Annotated in this window: 14 protein-coding genes; 5 read left to right on the top strand and 9 right to left on the bottom strand. The window is 68.0% G+C overall.

The genetic code is table 11. From position 1 onward, the window contains the following. Nucleotides 1-166 precede the first annotated feature (166 nt). Complete coding sequence (locus HH212_RS12895) at nucleotides 167-460, top strand: GIY-YIG nuclease family protein (protein ID WP_170202841.1); 294 nt, start codon at nucleotides 167-169, stop codon at nucleotides 458-460. Nucleotides 461-767: 307 nt separating this feature from the next. Here HH212_RS12895 and HH212_RS12900 read toward each other — a convergent pair whose 3' ends face one another. Further along, on the bottom strand, nucleotides 768-3,980 hold the full coding sequence (locus HH212_RS12900) for an efflux RND transporter permease subunit (protein ID WP_170202842.1): 3,213 nt from the start codon (nucleotides 3,978-3,980) through the stop codon (nucleotides 768-770). Nucleotides 3,981-4,099: 119 nt separating this feature from the next. Between HH212_RS12900 and HH212_RS12905 the strand changes: the two genes are divergently transcribed. Then, a complete protein-coding gene (locus HH212_RS12905; RefSeq protein WP_170202843.1) occupies nucleotides 4,100-4,978 on the top strand; it encodes an NAD(P)-dependent oxidoreductase in 879 nt (292 codons plus the stop codon). 258 nt (nucleotides 4,979-5,236) lie between these two features. On the opposite strand, the gene HH212_RS12910 is transcribed toward HH212_RS12905, so the two are convergent. The 8 genes from HH212_RS12910 to HH212_RS12945 all read right to left on the bottom strand — a co-directional run bounded on the left by HH212_RS12910 (nucleotide 5,237) and on the right by HH212_RS12945 (nucleotide 15,179). Next, nucleotides 5,237-8,818, bottom strand: coding sequence for a pectinesterase family protein (locus HH212_RS12910; RefSeq protein ID WP_170202844.1), 3,582 nt, complete (start codon nucleotides 8,816-8,818; stop codon nucleotides 5,237-5,239). A 27-nt stretch (nucleotides 8,819-8,845) separates the two neighbouring features. Next, on the bottom strand, nucleotides 8,846-9,457 hold the full coding sequence (locus HH212_RS12915) for a PEP-CTERM sorting domain-containing protein (RefSeq protein WP_170202845.1): 612 nt from the start codon (nucleotides 9,455-9,457) through the stop codon (nucleotides 8,846-8,848). 378 nt (nucleotides 9,458-9,835) lie between these two features. Continuing rightward, nucleotides 9,836-10,786: a LytTR family transcriptional regulator DNA-binding domain-containing protein gene (locus HH212_RS12920; protein ID WP_370663934.1), complete on the bottom strand. Its 951-nt coding sequence runs from the start codon at nucleotides 10,784-10,786 to the stop codon at nucleotides 9,836-9,838. Next, nucleotides 10,765-11,985 (bottom strand): sensor histidine kinase, encoded by a 1,221-nt coding sequence (locus HH212_RS12925; protein WP_170202846.1) that lies wholly within the window; start codon nucleotides 11,983-11,985, stop codon nucleotides 10,765-10,767. The genes HH212_RS12920 and HH212_RS12925 overlap by 22 nt, the downstream gene beginning before the upstream one ends. A gap of 21 nt (nucleotides 11,986-12,006) precedes the next feature. Continuing rightward, entirely contained in the window at nucleotides 12,007-13,512 is a 1,506-nt protein-coding gene (locus tag HH212_RS12930) for a carotenoid oxygenase family protein (RefSeq protein ID WP_170202847.1), read from the bottom strand. A 16-nt stretch (nucleotides 13,513-13,528) separates the two neighbouring features. Continuing rightward, the gene (locus HH212_RS12935) at nucleotides 13,529-13,945 is read right to left on the bottom strand and encodes a DUF2141 domain-containing protein (protein WP_170202848.1); all 417 of its coding nucleotides are present in this window, start codon (nucleotides 13,943-13,945) and stop codon (nucleotides 13,529-13,531) included. Nucleotides 13,946-14,205: 260 nt separating this feature from the next. Further along, on the bottom strand, nucleotides 14,206-14,388 hold the full coding sequence (locus HH212_RS12940) for a hypothetical protein (RefSeq protein ID WP_169433513.1): 183 nt from the start codon (nucleotides 14,386-14,388) through the stop codon (nucleotides 14,206-14,208). A 140-nt stretch (nucleotides 14,389-14,528) separates the two neighbouring features. After that, nucleotides 14,529-15,179, bottom strand: a complete 651-nt coding sequence (locus tag HH212_RS12945; protein WP_170202849.1) for a TetR/AcrR family transcriptional regulator — start codon at nucleotides 15,177-15,179, stop codon at nucleotides 14,529-14,531. A 129-nt stretch (nucleotides 15,180-15,308) separates the two neighbouring features. Here HH212_RS12945 and HH212_RS12950 point away from each other — a divergent pair, with 129 nt between their 5' ends. From HH212_RS12950 to HH212_RS12960, 3 genes are all read left to right on the top strand, one after another. Next, nucleotides 15,309-16,556 carry an HlyD family secretion protein gene (locus tag HH212_RS12950; RefSeq protein WP_170202850.1) on the top strand — a complete coding sequence of 416 codons (1,248 nt, stop codon included), beginning with the start codon at nucleotides 15,309-15,311 and terminating at the stop codon, nucleotides 16,554-16,556. Nucleotides 16,557-16,565: 9 nt separating this feature from the next. Then, entirely contained in the window at nucleotides 16,566-18,173 is a 1,608-nt protein-coding gene (locus HH212_RS12955) for a DHA2 family efflux MFS transporter permease subunit (protein WP_170202851.1), read from the top strand. A gap of 141 nt (nucleotides 18,174-18,314) precedes the next feature. Next, nucleotides 18,315-19,883, top strand: coding sequence for a TolC family protein (locus HH212_RS12960; protein WP_170205420.1), 1,569 nt, complete (start codon nucleotides 18,315-18,317; stop codon nucleotides 19,881-19,883). Nucleotides 19,884-20,063: the final 180 nt, after the last annotated feature.

Genomic DNA, 20,063 nt, shown 5'->3' on the forward strand with positions numbered 1-20,063 from the left:
CCGAGCGTCCCGGTTTTTTTATTGTTGACCGAGATACCGTCGTCCCCGCGCAGGCGGGGACCCATGCTGCACATGCCTAGTACAAGCCCCAATTTTTGAGTGAATGCATACTGGGAACAGCCATGCAACAGGAATATAGCGATTCGAATGATCTCGCCTGTCCGACATGGAAAAGTACAGCTACGTCTACATATTGGCCAGCGCGCCCTATGGCACCTTGTACATCGGTTCCACCACCAATCTGGTCAGGCGCGTCTGGCAGCATCGCGAAGGCGTCGTCGCCGGCTTCACGAAGCAGTACAACGTACACCGCTTGGTCTGGTATGAGATTCATGGCGACATCATGGAAGCCGGATTACGGGAGAAGCAAATCAAAAAATGGAACCGCGCGTGGAAGGTACGCTTGATCGAAAAAACGAACCTTCGGTGGCGCGATCTCTATGCTGACTTCACGGCGTAACTTGCCATGTATGGGTCCCCGCCTGCGCGCACTAGTGTCCGGAATAATTTTTGCGGCTTTAAATAGACCCGTCATAGGGAAAAACCGTCGTCCCCGCGAAGGCGGGGACCCATACCAACTAATCGAAGTCGATAATTTGTTACTAACTAGGGGCCTTTGATCGATCAAGTTAGCATGCTCAGCATGGATTCCCGCCTTCGCGGGAACGACGATTCTATTTATATAGCCTTTATGAAAGCAATATTCCGGACACTAGTGCGCCTGCGCGGGGACGACGGTTTTTAAGTGTCATATCATAGAGGCTGCGCTAATGTTCATCGGCTAGCGTTGGCTTGTCGGATACGGTATCCTCAGGCGCTGTCTTCTGCAGTACCACCTTGCGTGGCGCCGCCTTGTCCTGTCCCGGCTTGCCCTTCTCCTTGTGCTTGCCGTGCCGTCCGAACACCTTGTCCACCACCACGTAAAACATCGGAATCATCAAGGTCGCCACGAACGTGGCCGCCAGCATCCCGCCGATCACGCCGGTGCCGATCGCGTGCTGGCTGGCGGCGCCGGCGCCGCGCGCCAGGGCCAGCGGCAGCACGCCGAGGATGAAGGCGAGGGAGGTCATCAGGATCGGGCGCAGGCGCATGTGGGCGGCCTCGGTGGCGGCGTCCTGGGCCGATAAGCCCTCGCCCTGGCGCGTGTGCGCGAATTCCGCCACCAGGATCGCGTTCTTGGCCGACAGGCCGATCGTCACCAGCAGGCCCACCTGGAAATACACGTCGTTGGTCAGGCCGCGCGTCATGGTCGCCAGCACCGCGCCCAGCACGCCCAGCGGCACCACCAGGATCACGGCGATCGGGATCGACCAGCTTTCGTACAGCGCCGCCAGGCTCAGGAACACCACCAGGATCGACAGCGCGTACAGCAGCGGCGCCTGGTTGCCGGCCTGCTGCTGCTGGTAGGAGGTGCCGGTCCATTCGAAGCCGATGCCCTTGGGCAGGGCGCGCGCCAGCTCTTCCATCGCCGCCATGGCGTCGCCCGAGCTGCGCCCAGGCGCGCCCTGGCCCTGCAGGTTCATCGATTCCACGCCGTTGTAGCGCTGCAGCTGCGAGGGGCCGCTGGTCCAGCGGCTGGTCGATACCGCCGTCAGCGGCACCATGGAGCCGCTGCCGCTCCTCACGTACAGCTTGGCGAGGTCGTCCTCGTCCATGCGGAACGGCGCGTCGGCCTGCACGTAGACGCGCTTGATGCGGTTGTCCATGTCGAGGAAGTTGTTGACGTAGCGCGAGCCCCAGGCGATCGAAAAGGCCTGGTCGATGTCGGACGGATTCACGCCCAGTGCGCCGGCCTTGTCGCGGTCGACGTCGACCTTGAAGCCGGGGCTGTCGGCCACGCCGTTGTAGCGCACCTGCGCCAGCGCCGGATGCGAGCGCGCCCTGGCCAGCAGCTGGTCGCGCGCCTGCGCCAGCGCGTCGTGGCCGAGGCCGCCGCGGTCCATCAGCTGGAAATCGAAGCCGGCGGCGTTGCCCAGGCCGCGGATCGGCGGTGGGCTGGTGGGGAAGATGACGGCCACGTTGCTGCTGCCGAAGCGCTTCTTGATGCGGCCCGAGAGCGCCTCCACGGAGAGCGCGTCGTCCTTGCGCTCGTCCCACTCCTTCAGGCGCACGAAGATCTGGCCCTGGCTCTGGCTGCGGCCGGCGTTGTTGTTGCCGTTGACGGTGAAGGCGGCCGTGACCATGCCGGATTCCTCGCGCAGCAGGTACTGGCTGATCTGGTCGAGCACCTGGCCGGTGCGGTTCTGGGTGGCGCCGGGCGGCGCCTGCACCTGCACGAACAGGTAGCCCTGGTCCTCGTCGGGCAAAAAGGAAGTCGGCAGGCGCAGGAACAGCAGCGCCACCGCGGCGACGATGCCGGCGTACACCAGCATCCAGACGATCCAGCGCTTCGAGACCTGCTCGGTACGTTTCACGTACTGGTCGCGCGTGCGCTCGAAGGCGCGGTTGAACCAGCCGAAGAAGCCGTGCGTGTGCTCGTCCGAGTGGCGCAGCATGGTGGCGCACAGCGCCGGCGTAAGCGACAGCGCCACGAACACCGACAGCAGCATCGAGGCCACGATGGTCAGCGCGAACTGGCGGTAGATCGCGCCCACGGTGCCGGGCGAAAAGGCCACCGGGACGAACACCGCGCACAGCACCATCGCCACGCCGATCAGCGCGCTGCCGATCTGGCCCATGGCCTTGCTGGTCGCTTCCTTCGCCTCCAGCTTTTCCTCGCGCATGATGCGCTCGACGTTCTCGACCACGACGATGGCGTCGTCCACCAGCAGGCCGATCGCCAGCACCAGGCCGAACATCGACAGCGTGTTGATGGTGAAGCCGAGCGCCGCCATCAGGCCGAAGGTGCCGAGCAGGACCACCGGCACCGTGATCGACGGGATCAGGGTGGCGCGGATGTTCTGCATGAACAGGTACATCACCAGCACCACCAGCACGATGCCTTCGACCAGCGTCTTGATCACTTCCTCGATCGAGACCTGGATGAAGGGCGTGACGTCGTTCGGGTACACCGCCTTCAGGCCGCGCGGGAAGATCGGCTCGAGTTCGGCGATGCGCGCGCGGATCAGCTTCGCCGTGTCCAGTGCGTTGGCGCCCGGCGCCAGCTGGATGCCCAGGCCGGACGAGGGCACGCCGTTGTACTTGTTGTCGACGATGAAGTTCTCGGCGCCGCGCTCGATGCGCGCCACGTCGCGCAGCCGCACCAGGGCGCCGTTCTGCTGGGCCTTGAGCACCACCGCGCCGAAGTCCTCGGCGGTGCGCAGCAGCGTCGATTCGGTGACGGTGGCGGCCAGTTGCGGATTGCCGGCGGCCGGCAACCCGCCCAGCTGGCCGGCCGAGACCTGCACGTTCTGCGCCGTCAGCGCGCTGGTGACGTCCGTCGGGTTGAGCGCGAACGAGTTCAGTTTCGACAGGTCGAGCCAGACCCGCATCGCGTACTGGGTGCCGTACACGTTCAGGTCGCCCACGCCGTTGACGCGGCTGATCGGGTCCTGCACCTTCGACACCAGGAAGTTGGCGATGTCGTACTTGGTCATGCTGTGATCTAGCGAGATGAAGCCGATCACCATCAGGAACGAGGAACTCGACTTGGTCACGCGCACGCCGGCCTGCTGCACCTGGGCCGGCAGCTGCGGCATGGCCAGCTGCAGCTTGTTCTGCACCTGCACCTGGGCGATGTCCGGATCGGCGCCGGTCTCGAAGGTCAGCGTCGTGGTGGAGCGGCCGCTGTCGTCGCTGGTCGAGGCCAGGTACATCAGCTTGTCGATGCCGCTCATCTGCTGCTCGATCACCTGCACCACGGTGTTCTGCATGGTGGACGCGGAAGCGCCGGCATAGCTGGCGTTGATCTGCACCGAGGGCGGCGCCACCGGCGGGAACTGCTCGACCGGCAGCGTGGCGATCGACAGTCCGCCGCCCAGCATGATGAGGATGGCCAGGACGATCGCGAAGATCGGCCGGGCGATGAAGAACTGCGCCATGCGGGGTCCTTTCGGGCGTTGAACAGCCAGCTTAGCGCGAAGCGCGCATCGGTGGCGCGGTATTCGTGCGCCCGTATTGACGGCCGCGCTGGTCTAATACCACTTTCAAAGGAGTCAACATGAACATCGCCTTCCTCGGCCTCGGCGCCATGGGCCAGCACATGGCCGCCAACCTGCTGAAGTCCGGCCGGCCCGTGCACGTCTGGAACCGCAGCCCGGCGCCGGTCCAGGCCCTGGCCGCGCAGGGCGCCAGGGCGGCCGCCACGCCCGCCGAGTGCGGCATTGCCGACGTGGTGTTCAGCATGCTCGCCGACGACGCCGCCACGCGCGCGGTGCTGGTCGACGGCGGCGTGCTGGACGCCATGGCGCCCGGCAGCATCCACGTCAACATGGCCACCGTCTCGGTCGCGTTCGCGCGCGAGATGGCGGCGCTGCATAGGGAGCACGGTATCGGCTACGTGGCCGCGCCGGTGCTGGGCCGGGTCGACGTGGCTGCCGCCGGCAAGCTGAACATCCTGGCCGGCGGCGCGGACGAACTGGTCCAGCGCGTGCAGCCGCTGCTCGACCTGATGGGCCAGAAGACCTGGCGCTTCGGCCAGGCGCCGGAACAGGCGAACGCGGTCAAGCTGGCCTGCAACCTGACCCTGGCCTGCGCCATCGAGGCGATGGGAGAGGGCGCCGCGCTGGCCGGTGCGCACGGCATTCCGGCGGCCGGCTTCATCGAGCTGATCACGACTACCCTGTTCGCCGGCGCGCCGGTGTACAAGGGCTATGGCGGCATGATCGCCGAGGAGAGATACAGCCCGGCAGGATTCAAGCTGTCGCTGGGGCAGAAGGACGTGCGGCTGGCGGTGGAGGCGGGACGCGAGCAGGGGCTGCCGCTGGCGTTCGGGGAGGCGCTGCAGGCGGTGCTGCAGGAGGCGGTGGCGCAGGGCGATGCCGATCTCGACCTGGCGGCGCTGGGCAGGAATGCGGTGCGCAGGGGTGGGGTGGCTTGAGCTTGCAGAGGTAAGTGCAAGGTCAAGAAAGCAGTCGCAAAACCACCGTCGTCCCCGCGAAGGCGGGGACCCATGGTGCATATAACGAAGCCGCAGCGCTGACTGTTCGACGCTGGTGGCTATGTATGGGTCCCCGCCTCCGCGGGGACAACGTTCTTGAGGTGGCGAAAGAAATATTTGACCACTATGCTGAGGTAAAAACGAAAAACGCCCCGCAGGCATCACGCATGCGGGGCGTTCGAACTTCAGCCATTCAGCTTACGGCTGCGGATTCCACCCCGCGCCATTGCCGTAGCCCGCAAACACCTTTGCCCGAGTCGAGAAGCGCGCCGCTTCGGCGTCGGTGAGGGTATAGCCGCCCACGCGCGCGCCCAGGTTCAGCGGGGCGCCGGACAGGTCGGTGCTGCCGTACTCGCGCCAGCCGGCATCCGCGTTGGCGACGACCGGGTTCGGCGCCGGCTGCCCGTTCACGCCCAATCCCGCCCAGCCCGCCGCGGCGATGTGGCTGTCCATCTTGTTGTTGATGAAGACCACGTTGTCCCACGTCGCGGTGCCGCCCGGGCTGCGCGCCAGGTAGGTGGCACCGGCCGGCACGTCGCCGTGGTTGGGGCCGGGGCCGGCGCCGTGGGTCAGCTTGTCGTTCAGGAACACGTAGCCGGGATCGCTCGCCACCGGCACGCGCGCCTGTAGCACGTAGCCGCCGCTGGTCGCGCTGGCGCTGTCGCCCACGCTGCGGATTTCGCTGTTCTCGAACAGCGCCGCATGGCTGCTGCCCCAGATGAAGTCGACGTTGCCGGCCACCAGCGTGTTGTAGAACCAGGCCCAGCCCTTCAAGTTCAGCGTGTCCTGCTCGCTGTAGAAGCTGGCGTTCTTGGCGACCATGCGCGTATCGCTGTTGAAGTACACCGTTTCCGCCTGGCCCGAGATCGCCGCCGAACGGACGGTCGTGTTCCTCATGCTCAGGTTGTCGAGCACGAGCATGTCGGCCGCCTCCACCAGCATGATCGCGCGTCCGCCGGCCGGGGAGCCGGCAATCGCCGGCGACTGGCTGGAACCGGTGCCCGAGTTCAGGCTTTCGTTGTTGGTGTAGCGGATCACCACGCCGTCGCGGCTTTCTCCCTTGATGGTGACATTGTCCTTGCCGTTCAGGTACAGCAGCTCGTCGTAGGCGCCGTTCCTGACGTTGACCGTCACCGGCGTGGCCTTGGCGACCTTCTGCATCGCATGATTCAATGCGCCCTGCACGGTGCGGAAGTCGGCGTCGCCGTCGTCGTCCACGGTCAGCGTCGTGCCGGTCGGCGCGCTCGCCTTGGTGGTGAACGACCAGCCGCCCAGCTTGCCGATGCCGACGAAGGGCAGGCCGCCCAGCTTGGCACCCGTGAACACGCCGTCGGCAATCGCCACGTAGTACTCGGTGCCGTAGGCCAGCTTGTTGCTGTGCAGGGCGATGGTGGCGGTGTTGCCGTCGATGCGGACCGGCGTGGTGTTCACGCGCCGCACCAGCGCCTGGCCGGCATAGCCGATGGCGTCGCTCTCGCCCGTGGGCTTGATCACGTCGACCAGGGCGTCGTCGGCCTTGCGGAAGATGCGGATGCTGCCGCTGGCGCCCAGCGCCGGCGGGTTGTCGAAGGTGAGCTTCAGGGCGCTGTCGACGTTGACCGAACCCGCCTGCGCCGCCGGCGCGCTGACGCCCTGCAGCGGATAGGTCTGGGTCGGCTGCACGAACTGTGCATTCACGGTAGCGGCGATGGTGCGCGTCAGCGTCGGGTCGGAACCGCTGGCGAAGACGATGCTGGCGCTGCCGTTGGCGAGCGGCGTCAGGGTCACCGTGTTGCCGCTGGCCGTGGCGCTGACCACGTTCGGGTTGCTGGACGTGACCGTGAAACTGTCGGCGCTGCCGTCGGACGCGGCGGCGGTGACGGCGATGGTGGTCGGGGCGTCGCCGGCTTCGGCGCTGTAGCTGACGATGGATGGATCGAGCGTCAGCTGCACCGGCTTCTGGCGTGGGTCGCCCACGCGCACGTCGTCGATCTGGAACGATTTATTCGCCGTGTACAGGCCGATCAGGCCGCGCTGCGCGAACGACGTGTCCGTCACCGACCCCAGGTTCTTGCCGTCCAGGTAGACACTCAAGGTGCTGCCGATCATCTCGAAGCGCACCGTGTAGAACTGGGCGTCCATGGCGATCGGCGATTTCACCTGCTTCGGGCGGCTGAGCGAGCCGGCCAGCATCTTGGCGATTTCGACCTGCGTGCTGGTGGTGCTGCTCTGCACGTTCAGGCCGGCGCCGTACCAGTTGTTCTGGTCGACATAGCGCGCGATTATGTACAGCTGCTTGTTGCCGGTGGTGCTGTTGGTCATCGGGCGGATGCGCGCCTCGAGGTAGTAGTCGCCGGACGGCACGCCGGTAAAAGCGTCCGGCTTCACCAGGGCCAGCACGCCGCCTGTGCTGGCGGCGGTGTATTGCAGAACTTTGCTATCGCTGCCGGCGGCCTCCGCCACCACACCGAAGGCGCCGTTCGGACCTGACACCGGCAGCAGGTTCCATTTACTTGTGCCGCCGTTCTGGAAGTCGTCGCAGAAGTACAGGCCGCTCGTTGTCCCATCTTGCGGGCAGTTCAGCACCGGGCCGGTGTCGACCACGATCTTGCCGGTGCCGGTGATCGCGGTGGTCAGCTTGCCGCCGCCGGCCTGGGCCAGCGCGTTGGCTTTCACCAGCGCCGCGGGACGCGCCGTGAAGGCATAGGGCGGTGTCCAGGATGCGGTGGACGGCAGCGAACATACGCCCAGCGCGGCGCCGTTCAGCAGCGAGCCGCTGTCCTTGAAGGCGCCGGCGGTGGCGTCGCCGGGGTTCTTGACGATGGCGTCGCAACTGGCGGCGCCGGCGATCTCGAACACGTTGGCGTTCGACAGCACCTTGGCGCCCGTGCCGGGGCCGACGCTGTAGCTGTTCTTGTAGACCGCGGCCGACTTGCTGCCGGCGTAGTAATTGTTGAACAGGTGGACCTGGCCGAAGCGCACGCGCGGCGCGCGCGACTGCACGTCGCGGAACACGTTGTTGCTGAAGGTGACGCGCAGCTTGCCTTCGTCGGCGGTGGCGCTGCTGCTGGAGCCGATCAGGTTGTTCTTGTCGTGTTCGCCGAACACGTTGTACGACAGCGTGACGTAGTCGGACGCGTTGGTGACGTCGACCGCGCCGTCGTGGCACTGTTTCACATGGCCGTTCTCGACCGGCAGGTAGTTGTCGGTGACCGGGGCGTCGGTGAAGGAATTGTGGTCGATCCAGATATGGTCGGAACCGGTAATGGCGATCGCGTCGTAGGCCGCGTTCCAGTTGCCGGTGGCGCCGTCCGCCGGGTCGAACACCGGCTCGACGTCGCACGGATTCACGATTTTCAGGTTTCGGACGATGACCTGCGACACGCCGGACAGGATCATGTGGCCGTTGACCAGGCCGGCATTGGCGCCGTCGCCGATCAGCGTGGTGTTGCTCTTGAGGCGGATGGCGCCGCGCGCCGACTGGTCGGCGGTGCTGGTATACGGTTTACCTTCGGTCATGTCGACGGTGCCGACCAGCTTGATGATCTTCGGCGCGACGCCGCCGTTGGCGATCGCCGCCAGCAGCTGGGCGCGATTGGCGACGGTGTAGATCTGTTCGGTGACGGCGTTGGCGCCGGCGACGGTGCCGCCGCCCTGGCTGGCCCAGCCGTCGAGCGGGGCCGTGGCGCGCGCCGCATCCACGCTGGCGCCGTGGACGGCGCCGGTGGTGGCGAAGCTGCCGAGGCAGGCCGACAGCAGGGCGGCCGCGCGTAGCGAGGCCTTGAGATGCAGTTGTCTCATATTGGGTTCTCCTGGAAGACGGCGGGATCAGGCGTGCTTGGCGTTCTTGGCGCGTTGGCGGCGGCCGGCGGCGAGGCCCGCCGCGCCCAGCAGCATCAGCGCCGCGCTGCCCGGTTCGGGCACGTCTGTTGCCGCCGCCGCGCCGATCTGCGCCGTGAACGCGCCGAAGTCGGCGTTCCAGGTGACCCGGCTCAGGTCGACGCCGATGCGGTGGCCGTCCAGCACCGACAGGCCCGGCACGCCTGCGCTTGTACCATTTACTGCGCTGCCGTCGACCAGCGTGAAGCTGCCGATCGGCGCCGCCAGGGTGGCGCCGAAATCGAAGGTGAAGCGGTAGTCGGCGCCGGCCGGGATCGCCATGTTGTTGTAGACGGTCAGCAGGCCGGTGTCCGAGAAATCGAAGCCGAACAGGTAGTCGCCGCTGAGGAATTCGACGCCGCTGCCGCTCGGGTCCAGGTGGCTGACGTTGCTGCCGGCTTCCGCCGCGAAGTTGTGATCGAGGCCGAGGACGTTGTCCGCCTTGCCGTTGTAGGTGGCGGTGATGATGGTGGCGCCGTCCAGCGCCAGGGGCGCCGCGTGTGCCTGGCCGGCGACGAGGGTTGCCGCGACCAGGGTCTCCAGAATCGTTATGGTTTTCATTGTCGTCTCAAAGTCGTTATGGGATGCCCGCCTTCGCGCGCTACCGCCGGGCCGGTTTTTCACGCGCACGCGCCATGGCGCCGGACGTGCGCATGCCGCGCCGGCTCCTGCCTGCCTGCGATATGAAAAAGTGAGCCGGCCGGAGGCGGCCGTGTTGCGATGGCGCTGCGCGATGCCGTCGTCCCGGAGCGTTGCCGGGGCGGTGAAGGCATCGGTTTCCTGCCGGCGTCTGGACCAGCAGGAGCCGAAAGCTTAGCACGGCGCTATCGAAATTGGTCCGGCCAATTCAATTGTTTTTCAAAAATTGTTGCCAAATTGGTGAAACTGGCCAGACCAGTGTTTACGTGCAACGGCCGCATGCGCCGCTGCTGCCGCGGTTCACATCTGGCGGAACAGGTCGGCGTAGTTGCGGCTCACCACCAGCTCTTCCGGCCGTCCCTTGAGCCGCACCAGCAGGCGCCCGCGGAAGTCGGTACGGGTGCCGGCCACGTGGCGCGCGGCGACGATGGCGCCGCGGTGGATCTGCCAGAACTGGCGGGCGTCGAGCTGGTCGCGCAGCTGGCGCAGCGGCGTGCGGATCAGGTGTTCGCCGTCGACCGTGAATACGCTGGTGTATTTGTCGTTGCTCTGGAAATAGATGACTTCGTCGACCGCGATCAGGCGTGTCTCGTTGCCCTGGGCGGCGCGGATCCAGTGCAGCGGCTCGGGAGCGGATGCGGGCGGCGTACCCGGCACCGGCACAGGGGCGGCCTGCAGGGTGGCCGGCAAGCCGACGCCGAGCTGGCGCAGCAGGGCGGCCAGCGTGCCGGCATCGAGTGCCGCGGGCACCGCTGCGGCCGGCTGTACGGATTGCGCGCCGGCGGCGGACAAGGTGGCTGCTTGCTCCGGCGCGGCCGGCGAGGAAGATTGCCCCGGCGCGGCCAGCGCAGGAGATTGCCCCGGCGCCGCCAGCGCCTCCTGCAAGCGCGCCACCGTGCGCTGCAGCCGTTCCAGCCGGATCGGCTTGAGCAGGTAGTCGAAGGCGGCGTGCTCGAACGCCTGCAGCGCGTAGTGGTCGTGCGCGGTGGTGAACACCACGCGCGGCGCCGGCGCGCCGGCATGCACATCGGCGAACAGGCGCGCGGCCAGGTCGATGCCGTTCAGGCCGGGCATCTGGATGTCCAGGAACACGACGTCCGGCGCCAGCTCGTCGATCAGGCGCAGCGCCTCGATGCCGTTGCCGGCGCGCGCGGCGATGCGCAGGCCGGGCCAGGCCAGCGCCAGTTGCTCGGCCAGGTAATCGAGCAGGTGCGGTTCGTCGTCGGCGATCAGGGCGCGGATGGGGTCGATGGCCTTACCTCGGGCAGTGGGTTGGGTGGTTCGACGAGCGGCAGCAGCAAGCGCGAGGTGACGCCGCCGGCGGCGTTTTCCAGCAGTTGCAGCCGCGCCGCGTCGCCGTACAGGCTGTGCAGGCGCTCGCGCAGGTTGGCCAGGCCGACGCCGCCGCCGCGGCGCGGCACCGCATGCGTCGCGGTGGCGTGCAGGCCGGCGCCGTCGTCGGCGACCTCGATGCGCAGCAGGGCGCCGCCGGCCGCATCGCGGTCGAGCGTGGCGCGCACGACGATCTCGCCGCCCGCCACCTTCGGCTCGATGCCGTGCATGACCGCGTTTTCCACCAGCGGCTGCACCAGCATCGGCGCCAGCGGCAGCGCGCGGCAGGCTGCGTCTACCTCGATGCGGTGGCGCAGGCGCGCGCTCAGGCGCACCGCCAGCACGTCGAGGTAGGCACCGGCCAGGTCGAGCTCGGCGCCCACGCTGGCCTGCTGGGCGCGGCTGGCCGCCAGGCTGGCGCGCAGGAAATCGATCAGGCGTTCCAGCATGTGGCGCGCCTGCTGCGGCGCCGGGCCGATCAGGCTGACCACGTTGGCCAGCGTGTTGTACAGGAAGTGCGGTTCGATCTGCGCCTGCAGCGCGCGCAGGCGCGCCTCGGCCAGCAGGCGGCCGGCTTCGGCGATGCGTTCCTGCTGCTGGGCCGCCAGCGTCTCGCGCGCCAGGCGCCGCTCGCCGGCGGCCAGCACGGCGATCATCAAGAGTGCGATGCCGACGCCGAACGGCAGCAGCGGCGCCAGCGTGCTGCTCTGCAGCAGCGCGGCGAACGGGTCGGCGCCCAGTACCAGCGCATCGCTCAGGGCGATGCCGAGCACGGCGCATACCGCCATCACGAGGATTTCGCAAGCGCGCAGCGGCAGCGAGCGGCGCCCGGCGGACGGCGCCAGCCGCCGCAGCAGGATCAGCGCGGTGTGGACCATGAAGCCCACCACGTTCGAGGTCAGCACCGCGCGTGCCAGCAGCGGCGCGAACGGCAAGCTAATGCGTGTGAATGCCGGCAGAAACAGAGCGATCGCCAGGCCGATCAGCGAATTCCACAGCGCCGTGTACACGAGGTTGCGCACCGCCGAAGGCGGCCAGCGGCGGAACGGGGCGATCACCTCCAGCGGATGGGAGCGGGACAGTCCTGGGGGAGCCGGCATGCTGGTGTCAGTGCGCATTCGAATGCTTGTCCATAATTTTCACGCTAGCAAGAAATTACCATGAAAACAATGCGGTGTGCGATAGGGCAAGCGCGCCAGCGCCAGCGGCCCGGCATGCACGCGCGCCGCGTCGAACACCGTCAGCACGCTGGTGCCGGCGCGGGTATCCTGCGCTACTCCGACGAGATAGCCGTCCAGCTCCGACCGCGCGCCGGCGCGTGGCACCAGCACGTGTTCCTCGGCGCGCCAGCCGGGACCGAAGCGCCAGCTGTCGCTGTGGCCGCCGTCGACGTCGACCACGTGCACCGTGTCCAGGATGCGCCCGGCGTTGCGGCGGTCGCTGGCGAGCAGGGCCAGGCGGCGGTGGCGCCGCCCGACCACCTGCGGCATCACGCGCGGGAACTCGGCGCCGTCCAGCAGGCGCACGGTGCGCGCCCGGCCGCTGGCGTAGTCGAGCGTCACGCGCATGGCGCGGTGGCCGCCCGGTTGGTTCGGCTGGCGCTCGCCGCGCATGATGCCGCCGTTGGCGGCCAGCTGGTCGCCGTCGTGCAGTACCAGGTCGACGTGGGTGACGGCGCCGTCGGCCTCGTCCCAGGCATTCCCGAAGTGGAACACCATGCGCGGCGGCAGCTCGAAGACGCGGCGCACGCGCAAGCTGTCCTTGGCCACCACCACCACCCGCGTCGGCCGCGCGGCCGCTCCGCTACCGGCCCAGACATGGCGCTCGGCCATGCTCAGCCCGGGGTCGTCGGCGATGTCGTAGGGCGGCACCACGAACACCAGGTGGCGCTCGCTGACGGCGAAGTCGTGCAGCAGCGCCAGTTGCGGCACCTCGACCATGCCGGCCTGCAGCACGTTGCCGTCGGCGCCGATACGGTAGAGGGCAAGCTTGTCGCTGCCGGGCTGGGCGCCGAAGTTCCACAGGCTGCCGTCGGCGCCGATCTTCGGGTGCGCCGAGAACGGCATCGACTGCAGGTCGTCGCGCCAGGTTTTCAGGCCGCGCGTGGCCAGCGTGTCCGGATCGACCTCGGTGGCGGAACCGCCTTCCCACAACGCGTACACGCGCCCGCCGAACGGCAGCAGGTTGGTGTTGGCGGCGTTCAGGGTATCGTTGTCGCGGAACGGCTTGCGCAGGATGCCGGTGCCGAAGGCCGGATACAGGAAGCGTCCGGCGGCGGATTCCTCGACGAACTTGCGGGTCTCGACGAAGCGGCCGCGGTGCGTGACGCGGCCTGCGCCGATTTGCCAGCGCTGCGCGAAACCGTCGCCGTCGAACCAGTGGTGGTAGCGCTCGCCGTCGCGTTCGAAGCGTCCCGGCCCGTTGCGGTAGAACACGCCGCGCAGGTCGGGCGGCAGGCGGCCTTCCACCACGGCCGGCCCCTGCTGCTCGCCTTCCAGGTCGGCGTAGATGGCCAGGCTGGGGTCGTGCTCCAGCGCGGCGTGGAAGCGGCGGAAGGTGTCGGCGTCGGCGCGGGCGGCGCCGGGAAGCAGGAGGGCGCCCAGGCCCAGGGCGCATCCGGCTTGCAGGAACTGGCGGCGTTGCATGGCGGCGCCTCCGGCTTCAACGCAGGGTGACGCTGGCGGCCAGGCCGGCGGCCGGCACCGTGACGCTGGCGGCGTCGAAGGCGGGCGGACCCATGCGGCCCTCGGCGTCGTTGCCGAAGGCGTAGGGTTCGAGCGGCATGCCCATCGGGTTGGCGTCCAGCTTGTCGTTGGCGTTGCGGTCGTGGTAGGCCGCGATGGCGTAGGCGCCGGGCGCCAGGTCCTGGATCACCAGGGTCGTGGCGCCCTTGGCGGCGGGGGCGTGCACGGTGCGCAGCGGCTGCTTCAGGTAGCCGGCGCCGTCGTACAGGGCGACCATCACCTGGCCGTCGCCGGATTGGACGTTGTCGACGCGGATGGTCAGGTCGGCGGCCTGGGAAACGGAAACGGCGCAGGCGGCCAGGGCCGGCAGGAGGGTGCGGATCGTGAGAGGCATGGCGTGCTCCAGTCTGGTTGGGTTGGAGGCACTCTAGCGGGACGCCGCGGGCGGCATGCGGCCATGCGACGAAACGGCGCTGGGCGGCGCGAGATGCGCTGCCGCGGCGTGAAATGCGGGAAGAGGGCGAGCTAGGCGAACGAGGTGAACGAGGCGCATGGCGTGCGCGGCGCCGGCGGCACGAAAAACGCGGGCAAAAAAGATGCCGCCCGGCGAAGGGGCGGCATGTCGGTCGACACCGGCCGAAGCCGGTGATCCGGTCAGTAACTGGTCCAGCTCTGCGGAATGTCGATCTGGCCAGCCTGGGCCGCCTGCGCATAGGCGCGCATCTCGGCAACCACGGCTTCCATCTGTTCGGCGCCCGGATTCAGCAGGAAACCCTTCACGCGCTCCTGCAGGGCGGCTTGCTGGTCGCGCCATTCATAACGTGCGGCATTGCTCATTCAAATCCCCTTCTTGCACCAACCGTGCTCGATATCTTATTTTTGATGACAGTTCACCGAAAGACGCCAGCATACTCCGCTCAGCGGAAAATGCTCGGTACGATACCGTACATAAAGAAACAGTTCGGGCATGAACCGTTTCAACACGGTAACACACTCCGGTAGAACAGATCGAGCCGCCGTTCCAGTTCGCGCCGCGCCGTCTCCGCAGGTATGGCCTCTTGCGGACGCATGAAGCTCATCATTTGCTCGCCGGCGATGCAGGTCATCAGGTAGCCCGGCAGCAAATCGACCGGCACGTCCGGGCGCAGTTGGGCGCGGATGTCGGGACGGCTGAAGAAGCGCAGCAGCATCTCGCGCGTCTGGCGCGGGCCGCCGTTCCAGAACGCTTCCGCCAGTTCCGGATTCGACGGCGCCTCGGACAGCACGACGCGCTGCATGTCGATCACTTCCTGCGACACCAGCAGGTCGTGCATCCGGTGCGCGAACTCGTCCACGACCTCCTTCAGGGGACGGGTATCGGCATCCATCTGCTGGCCGCCGAAAAAGCGGTCGCGCTTGGCGGCCAGCACCGCGTGCAGCAGGCCGGTCTTGCCGCCGAACTTCACGTAGATGGTGCGCACCGCGACGTGGGCGGCGCGTGCGATCGATTCCAGGCTGGTCTTGGTGTAGCCGTTCTTCAGGAACAGCATGCCGGCGGTGTGCAGCAGTTCATGCATGCGCGCCTCGACTTCGCAGGCCTTGGGGCGCCCGGCCGCCTTGCCGCCGGGGCAGTCGGCGGCGTCTTGCATTGATTTTTCCATGGCCACACTCTAGTGCACTTCAAAATGAAATGCAACCGTTTCATTTCTTGACTTCGCACAGGCTTTGGCGAATAATGGAATGAGTTCATTTCATTTTCCTTTCTTCGGAGCCGCTTCATGTCAGATTCGCAAACCCCGGTCGCGCAGAAACCGTCGCCTGCACCGCAAGCAGGCGCGCCCGGCGTGGGAGCGCCCGCGGGCGCCGCACCTGCCCCCGCCAACGGGAGCAAGGGACCGCCGAAGCGCGTGCTGATCGTGGTCGGCCTGATCGCCGTCGCTGCGCTGGGCGCCGGCGGCCGCATGTGGTACCGCAGCCATAACTTCGTCGATACCGAGAACGCCTACGTCAGCGGGCACGTGCACCCGGTGTCGGCGCGCATCCCGGGCGTGGTCACCAAGGTGCTGTTCGACGACAACCAGATGGTGCAGGCCGGCCAGGTGCTGGCCGAGCTGGACCCGGCCGACCAGGGCGTCAAGGTCGAGCAGATCAAGGCGCAGATCACCAGCGTGCAGCAGCAGATCGTGCAGGGCGACGCCGCCATCGAGCAGGCCAGGGCGCAAGCGTCCGCCGCCGGCGCCCAGGTGGTGCAGGCGCAGGCCAACCTGGTGCGCGCGCGCCAGGACGCCGAGCGCTTCGGCCAGCTGTACAACACCCAGATGAAGGCGGTCTCGAAGGCCGAAGTGGATGCCGCCACCGCCGCGCGCGCCGGCGCCACCGCCGACGTCACCGCGCGGCGCGACAACGCCAGCGCCGCCAAGGCGCAGATCGCCGCCGCCACCTCGGCGCGCGACGTGCTCAAGGCGCAGGTGCAGGTGCTGCAGGCGCAGCTCAAGGATGCCCAGCAGCAGTTCGGCTACAACCGCATCGTGGCGCCGGTCGCCGGCCGCATCGGCAAGCGCAGCGTGGAAGTCGGCGCGCGCATCCAGCCGGGCCAGCAGCTGGCTGCCATCGTGCAGGACGACGTCTGGATCACCGCCAACTTCAAGGAAACGCAATTGCCGGGCTTGACGCCGGGCCAGGCGGTCAAGATCGAGGTCGACGCGCTGCCGGACCACGAGCTGGTCGGCCGCGTGGACAGCTTCGCGCCGGCCTCGGGCAACCAGTTCGCGCTGCTGCCGGCGGATAACGCCACCGGCAACTTCACCAAGATCGTCCAGCGCGTGCCGGTCAAGATCACCTTCCGTCCGGAAGACCTGCAGAAGTATTCGGGCCGCCTGGTGCCGGGCATGTCGACCGTGGTCGAGATCGACCTGCGCCAGGACAAGCCGCGGCAGGCGCAGCCGGCCCGCACCGCGGCCGGCACCACCACGACCACCACCACCACCACGACGACCGCGGCCACTACTGCCGCCGCCGCCCGCTAAGGACCGAGCATGAGCAGTTCCACCAAGCCGGCGGTCCAGCACGGCCCGCCGGGCGCCCCGGCCAACGGCGCGCGCATCGACGCCCGCACCTGGATCGCGGTGATGGCCGGCATGCTGGGCGCCTTCATGGCGGTGCTCGACATCCAGATCACCAACTCCTCGCTGCGCGACATCCTGGGCAGCCTGTCGGCCACCCAGGAAGAGGGTTCCTGGATCTCGACCGCCTACCTGTGCGCCGAGATCGTGGTGATCCCGATGACCGCGCTGTTCGTGCGCGCCTTCGGCCAGCGCCGCTACCTGATGGGCACCACCGCGCTGTTCCTGGTGTTCTCGACCCTGTGCGGCGCCGCCTGGAACCTGCAGAGCATGATCGCCTTCCGCATGCTGCAGGGTTTCACCGGCGGCGCCCTGATCCCGATGGCGATGACGCTGGTGATGACGCGCCTGCCCCCGGCCAAGCGCGCGGTCGGCATGGCCATGTTCGGCCTCACCGCCACGCTGGCGCCGGCGATGGGCCCGACCCTGGGAGGCTACCTCACCGAGCTGTACGGCTGGCCGTCGATCTTCTACATCAACTGGGTGCCGGGCGTGCTGCTGATCGCCGGCATGTACTGGGGCATCGACCGCGAGCCGATGAACGTGCGCGAACTGCTCAAGGCCGACTGGCTCGGCATCGCCTTCATGGCGGTGGGACTGGCCAGCCTGACCATCTTCCTGGAAGAGGGCAACTCGAAGGACTGGTTCGATTCCAGCTTCATCATCACCTTCGCTTCGCTGGCGCTGGTCGGCATCCTGGGCTGGATCGTGATCGGCTTCTGGCGCCAGAACCCGTTCGTCAACCTGCGCCTGTACGGGCAACGCAACTTCCTGGTGGCGACCATGCTGTCGGCGGTGATCGGCATGGGCCTGTACGGCTCGTCGTACCTGCTGCCCCTGTTCCTGGGCCAGATCGCCGGTTATTCGCCGATGCAGATCGGCGAGGTGATCGCCTGGATGGGCCTGCCGCAGCTGTTCGTGATGCCGTTCGTGGCGCCGCTGTCGCAGCGCGTCGACAACCGCCTGCTGTGCATGTTCGGCCTGCTGCTGTTCGGCGGCTCGTGCCTGATGAACGCCTACATGGACGCCAGCACCGGCTACGACCAGCTGATGGTGTCGCAGGTGATCCGCGCCATCGGCCAGCCGTTCGTGATGCTGACGCTGTCGAACTTCGCCATGAACGGCGTGCAGCCGAAGGACATGCCGTCGGCCTCCAGCCTGTTCAACATGACGCGCAACCTGGGCGGCTCGGTCGGCATCGCGCTGCTGGCGACCTCGCTGACCAACCGCGAGCACTTCCATTCGGCGCGCCTGGGCGAATCGGTGTCGCTGGCGGCGTCCGCCACGCAAAGCCGCCTGGACGCCTTGACGCAAGCCTTCATCGGCAACGGCATCGACCCGGCCACCGCGGCCAACCAGGCGATCGCCGCGGTCGACCGCATCGTGCGGCGCGAATCGTTCGTGATGGCCTACAACGACGGCTTCTGGATCGTCGGCGTGATCCTGATCGGCGCCATCGTGCCGCTGTGGTTCGCCGACAAGGTCAAGTCGCCGGGCGGCGCGGGCGGGGGCGGGCACTGATCGCCACATAGTCACGCGACCTACGCACACCATACGTCGTCCCCGCGCAGGCGGGAACAGTGCATTGCACTGTTCCCCCCATGCCGAGCTTCCACGGCCACGGTAACGACGGAACAGGAAACTCTTCCAATGAAAAATACGATGTTCAAGCCAGCCATCCACACCGCCATCGCCGCCGCCACTGCCGCATTGCTGTCCGCCTGCGGCACCGTCGGCCCGAATTTCACGGCCCCGCAAGCCGCCGTCACGCCGGCCTACCGCCACGCCGAGGCCGCGCAGCAGGACAATGCGCGCCTGCCGGCCGACTGGTGGACCGTGTTCAACGACGCCACCCTCGACGGACTCGAGCGCCGCGCCCTGCACGACAATCCCAACGTGCGCGCCGCCGCCCAGCGCCTGCTGCAGGCGCAGGCGCAACTGGGCGTCACGCGCGCCGGCCAGTTGCCGTCGCTGAGCGTGTCGGCCGGCGTATCGAACCAGCGCACCTCGGCCGAGACCTCGACCGGCCTGGCGCTGGGCCACCGCGCAATCGAGGGCAACAACTATTCGATCGGCGCCAATTTCTCCTATGAGCTGGACCTGTGGGGGCGCGTGCGGCGCGTGGTCGAAGCCTCCGATGCCCAGGCGCTGGCGGCCCAGGACGACCGCGACGGCGTGCTGCTGATGCTGTCCGGCCAGGTGGCGTCCGGCTACTGGCAGCTGCGCGGCCTGGACGCCGAGATGGCGATCCTGCGCAACGCGCTGGCCACCCGGCGCGAATCGCAGGAACTGATCGAGGCGCGCTTCAACGCCGGCCTGTCGAACGAGCTGGACGTCTCGCGCACGCGCATCGAACGCGCCAACGCCGAAGCCGACCTGCACGAGGTGCAGCGCCAGCGCGACGCGCTGGAGCACGCGCTGGCGGTGCTGGTGGGCGCGTCGCCGAGCGTGCCGCTGCTGGCGCAGGCGGATGCGGGCGCCGCCGCGGCGCAGGGCAGCGCGGTGGCCGCCAACGGCGACGCCGGCAACACCAGCAGCGCCATGGCGAACGCCGAAGCCACCACCGCCGCCAACGCCAACATCGCCGCCACGCTGCCGCTGCCGCCCACGATCCCGGTCGGCCTGCCGGCCAGCCTGCTGGGCCAGCGCCCGGACCTGGCCTCCAGCGTGGCGATCCTGAAATCGTTCAACGCCCAGGTCGGCGTGGCCGAGGGCGCGTTCTATCCGGCGCTGTCCCTGACCGGCAACTACGGCTATGCGTCGGAAAGCCTGCGCGACCTGGCGCAGGGCAGCGCGCGCCAGTTCTCGTTCGGACCGCTGGCGCTGTCGCTGCCGGTGTTCGACGCCGGCCGCAACCGCGCCAACCTGAATCTGGCGCGCGCCCGCTACGACGAGGCGGTGGCGAACCACGAAGTGCGCTTGCTGACCGCACTGCGCGAAGTCGAGGATGCGCTGTCCGACGTGCGCCAGCGCCAGCAGCAGGGCGACGTGCAGGCGCAAGCCCAGCAGGCCGCGGCGCGCGCGCTGCTGGTGGCGCAGGCGCGCTACGACCGCGGCGTGTCCACTTACCTGGACGTTACCGACGCCCAGCGCAGCACGCTGGCGGCCGACCGCGCCGCGATCCAGATCCGCACCCAGCGCCTGGTCGCCGCCGTGTCGGTGGCGCGCGCACTGGGCGGCGGCTGGTCGCAGGGCAAGCCGGAAGCGACGATTGCCAGGGCGGGGAATTAAGCGGCAATCAAGCGGGTAATCAAGCTTCCCGTTCACCGCCGACAGACGCACGTCGTCCCCGCGAAGGCGGGGACCCATGCTAGGTATCATAAGTCGATACATCAAAGTAAACGACAGTCTTGAGAAAGGCGGGGTTGGTTACTCAGCATGGGTCCCCGCCTGCGCGGGGACGACGGTGCT

It is taken from the genome of Massilia forsythiae, from assembly GCF_012849555.1.
Taxonomy (GTDB): domain Bacteria; phylum Pseudomonadota; class Gammaproteobacteria; order Burkholderiales; family Burkholderiaceae_D; genus Telluria; species Telluria forsythiae.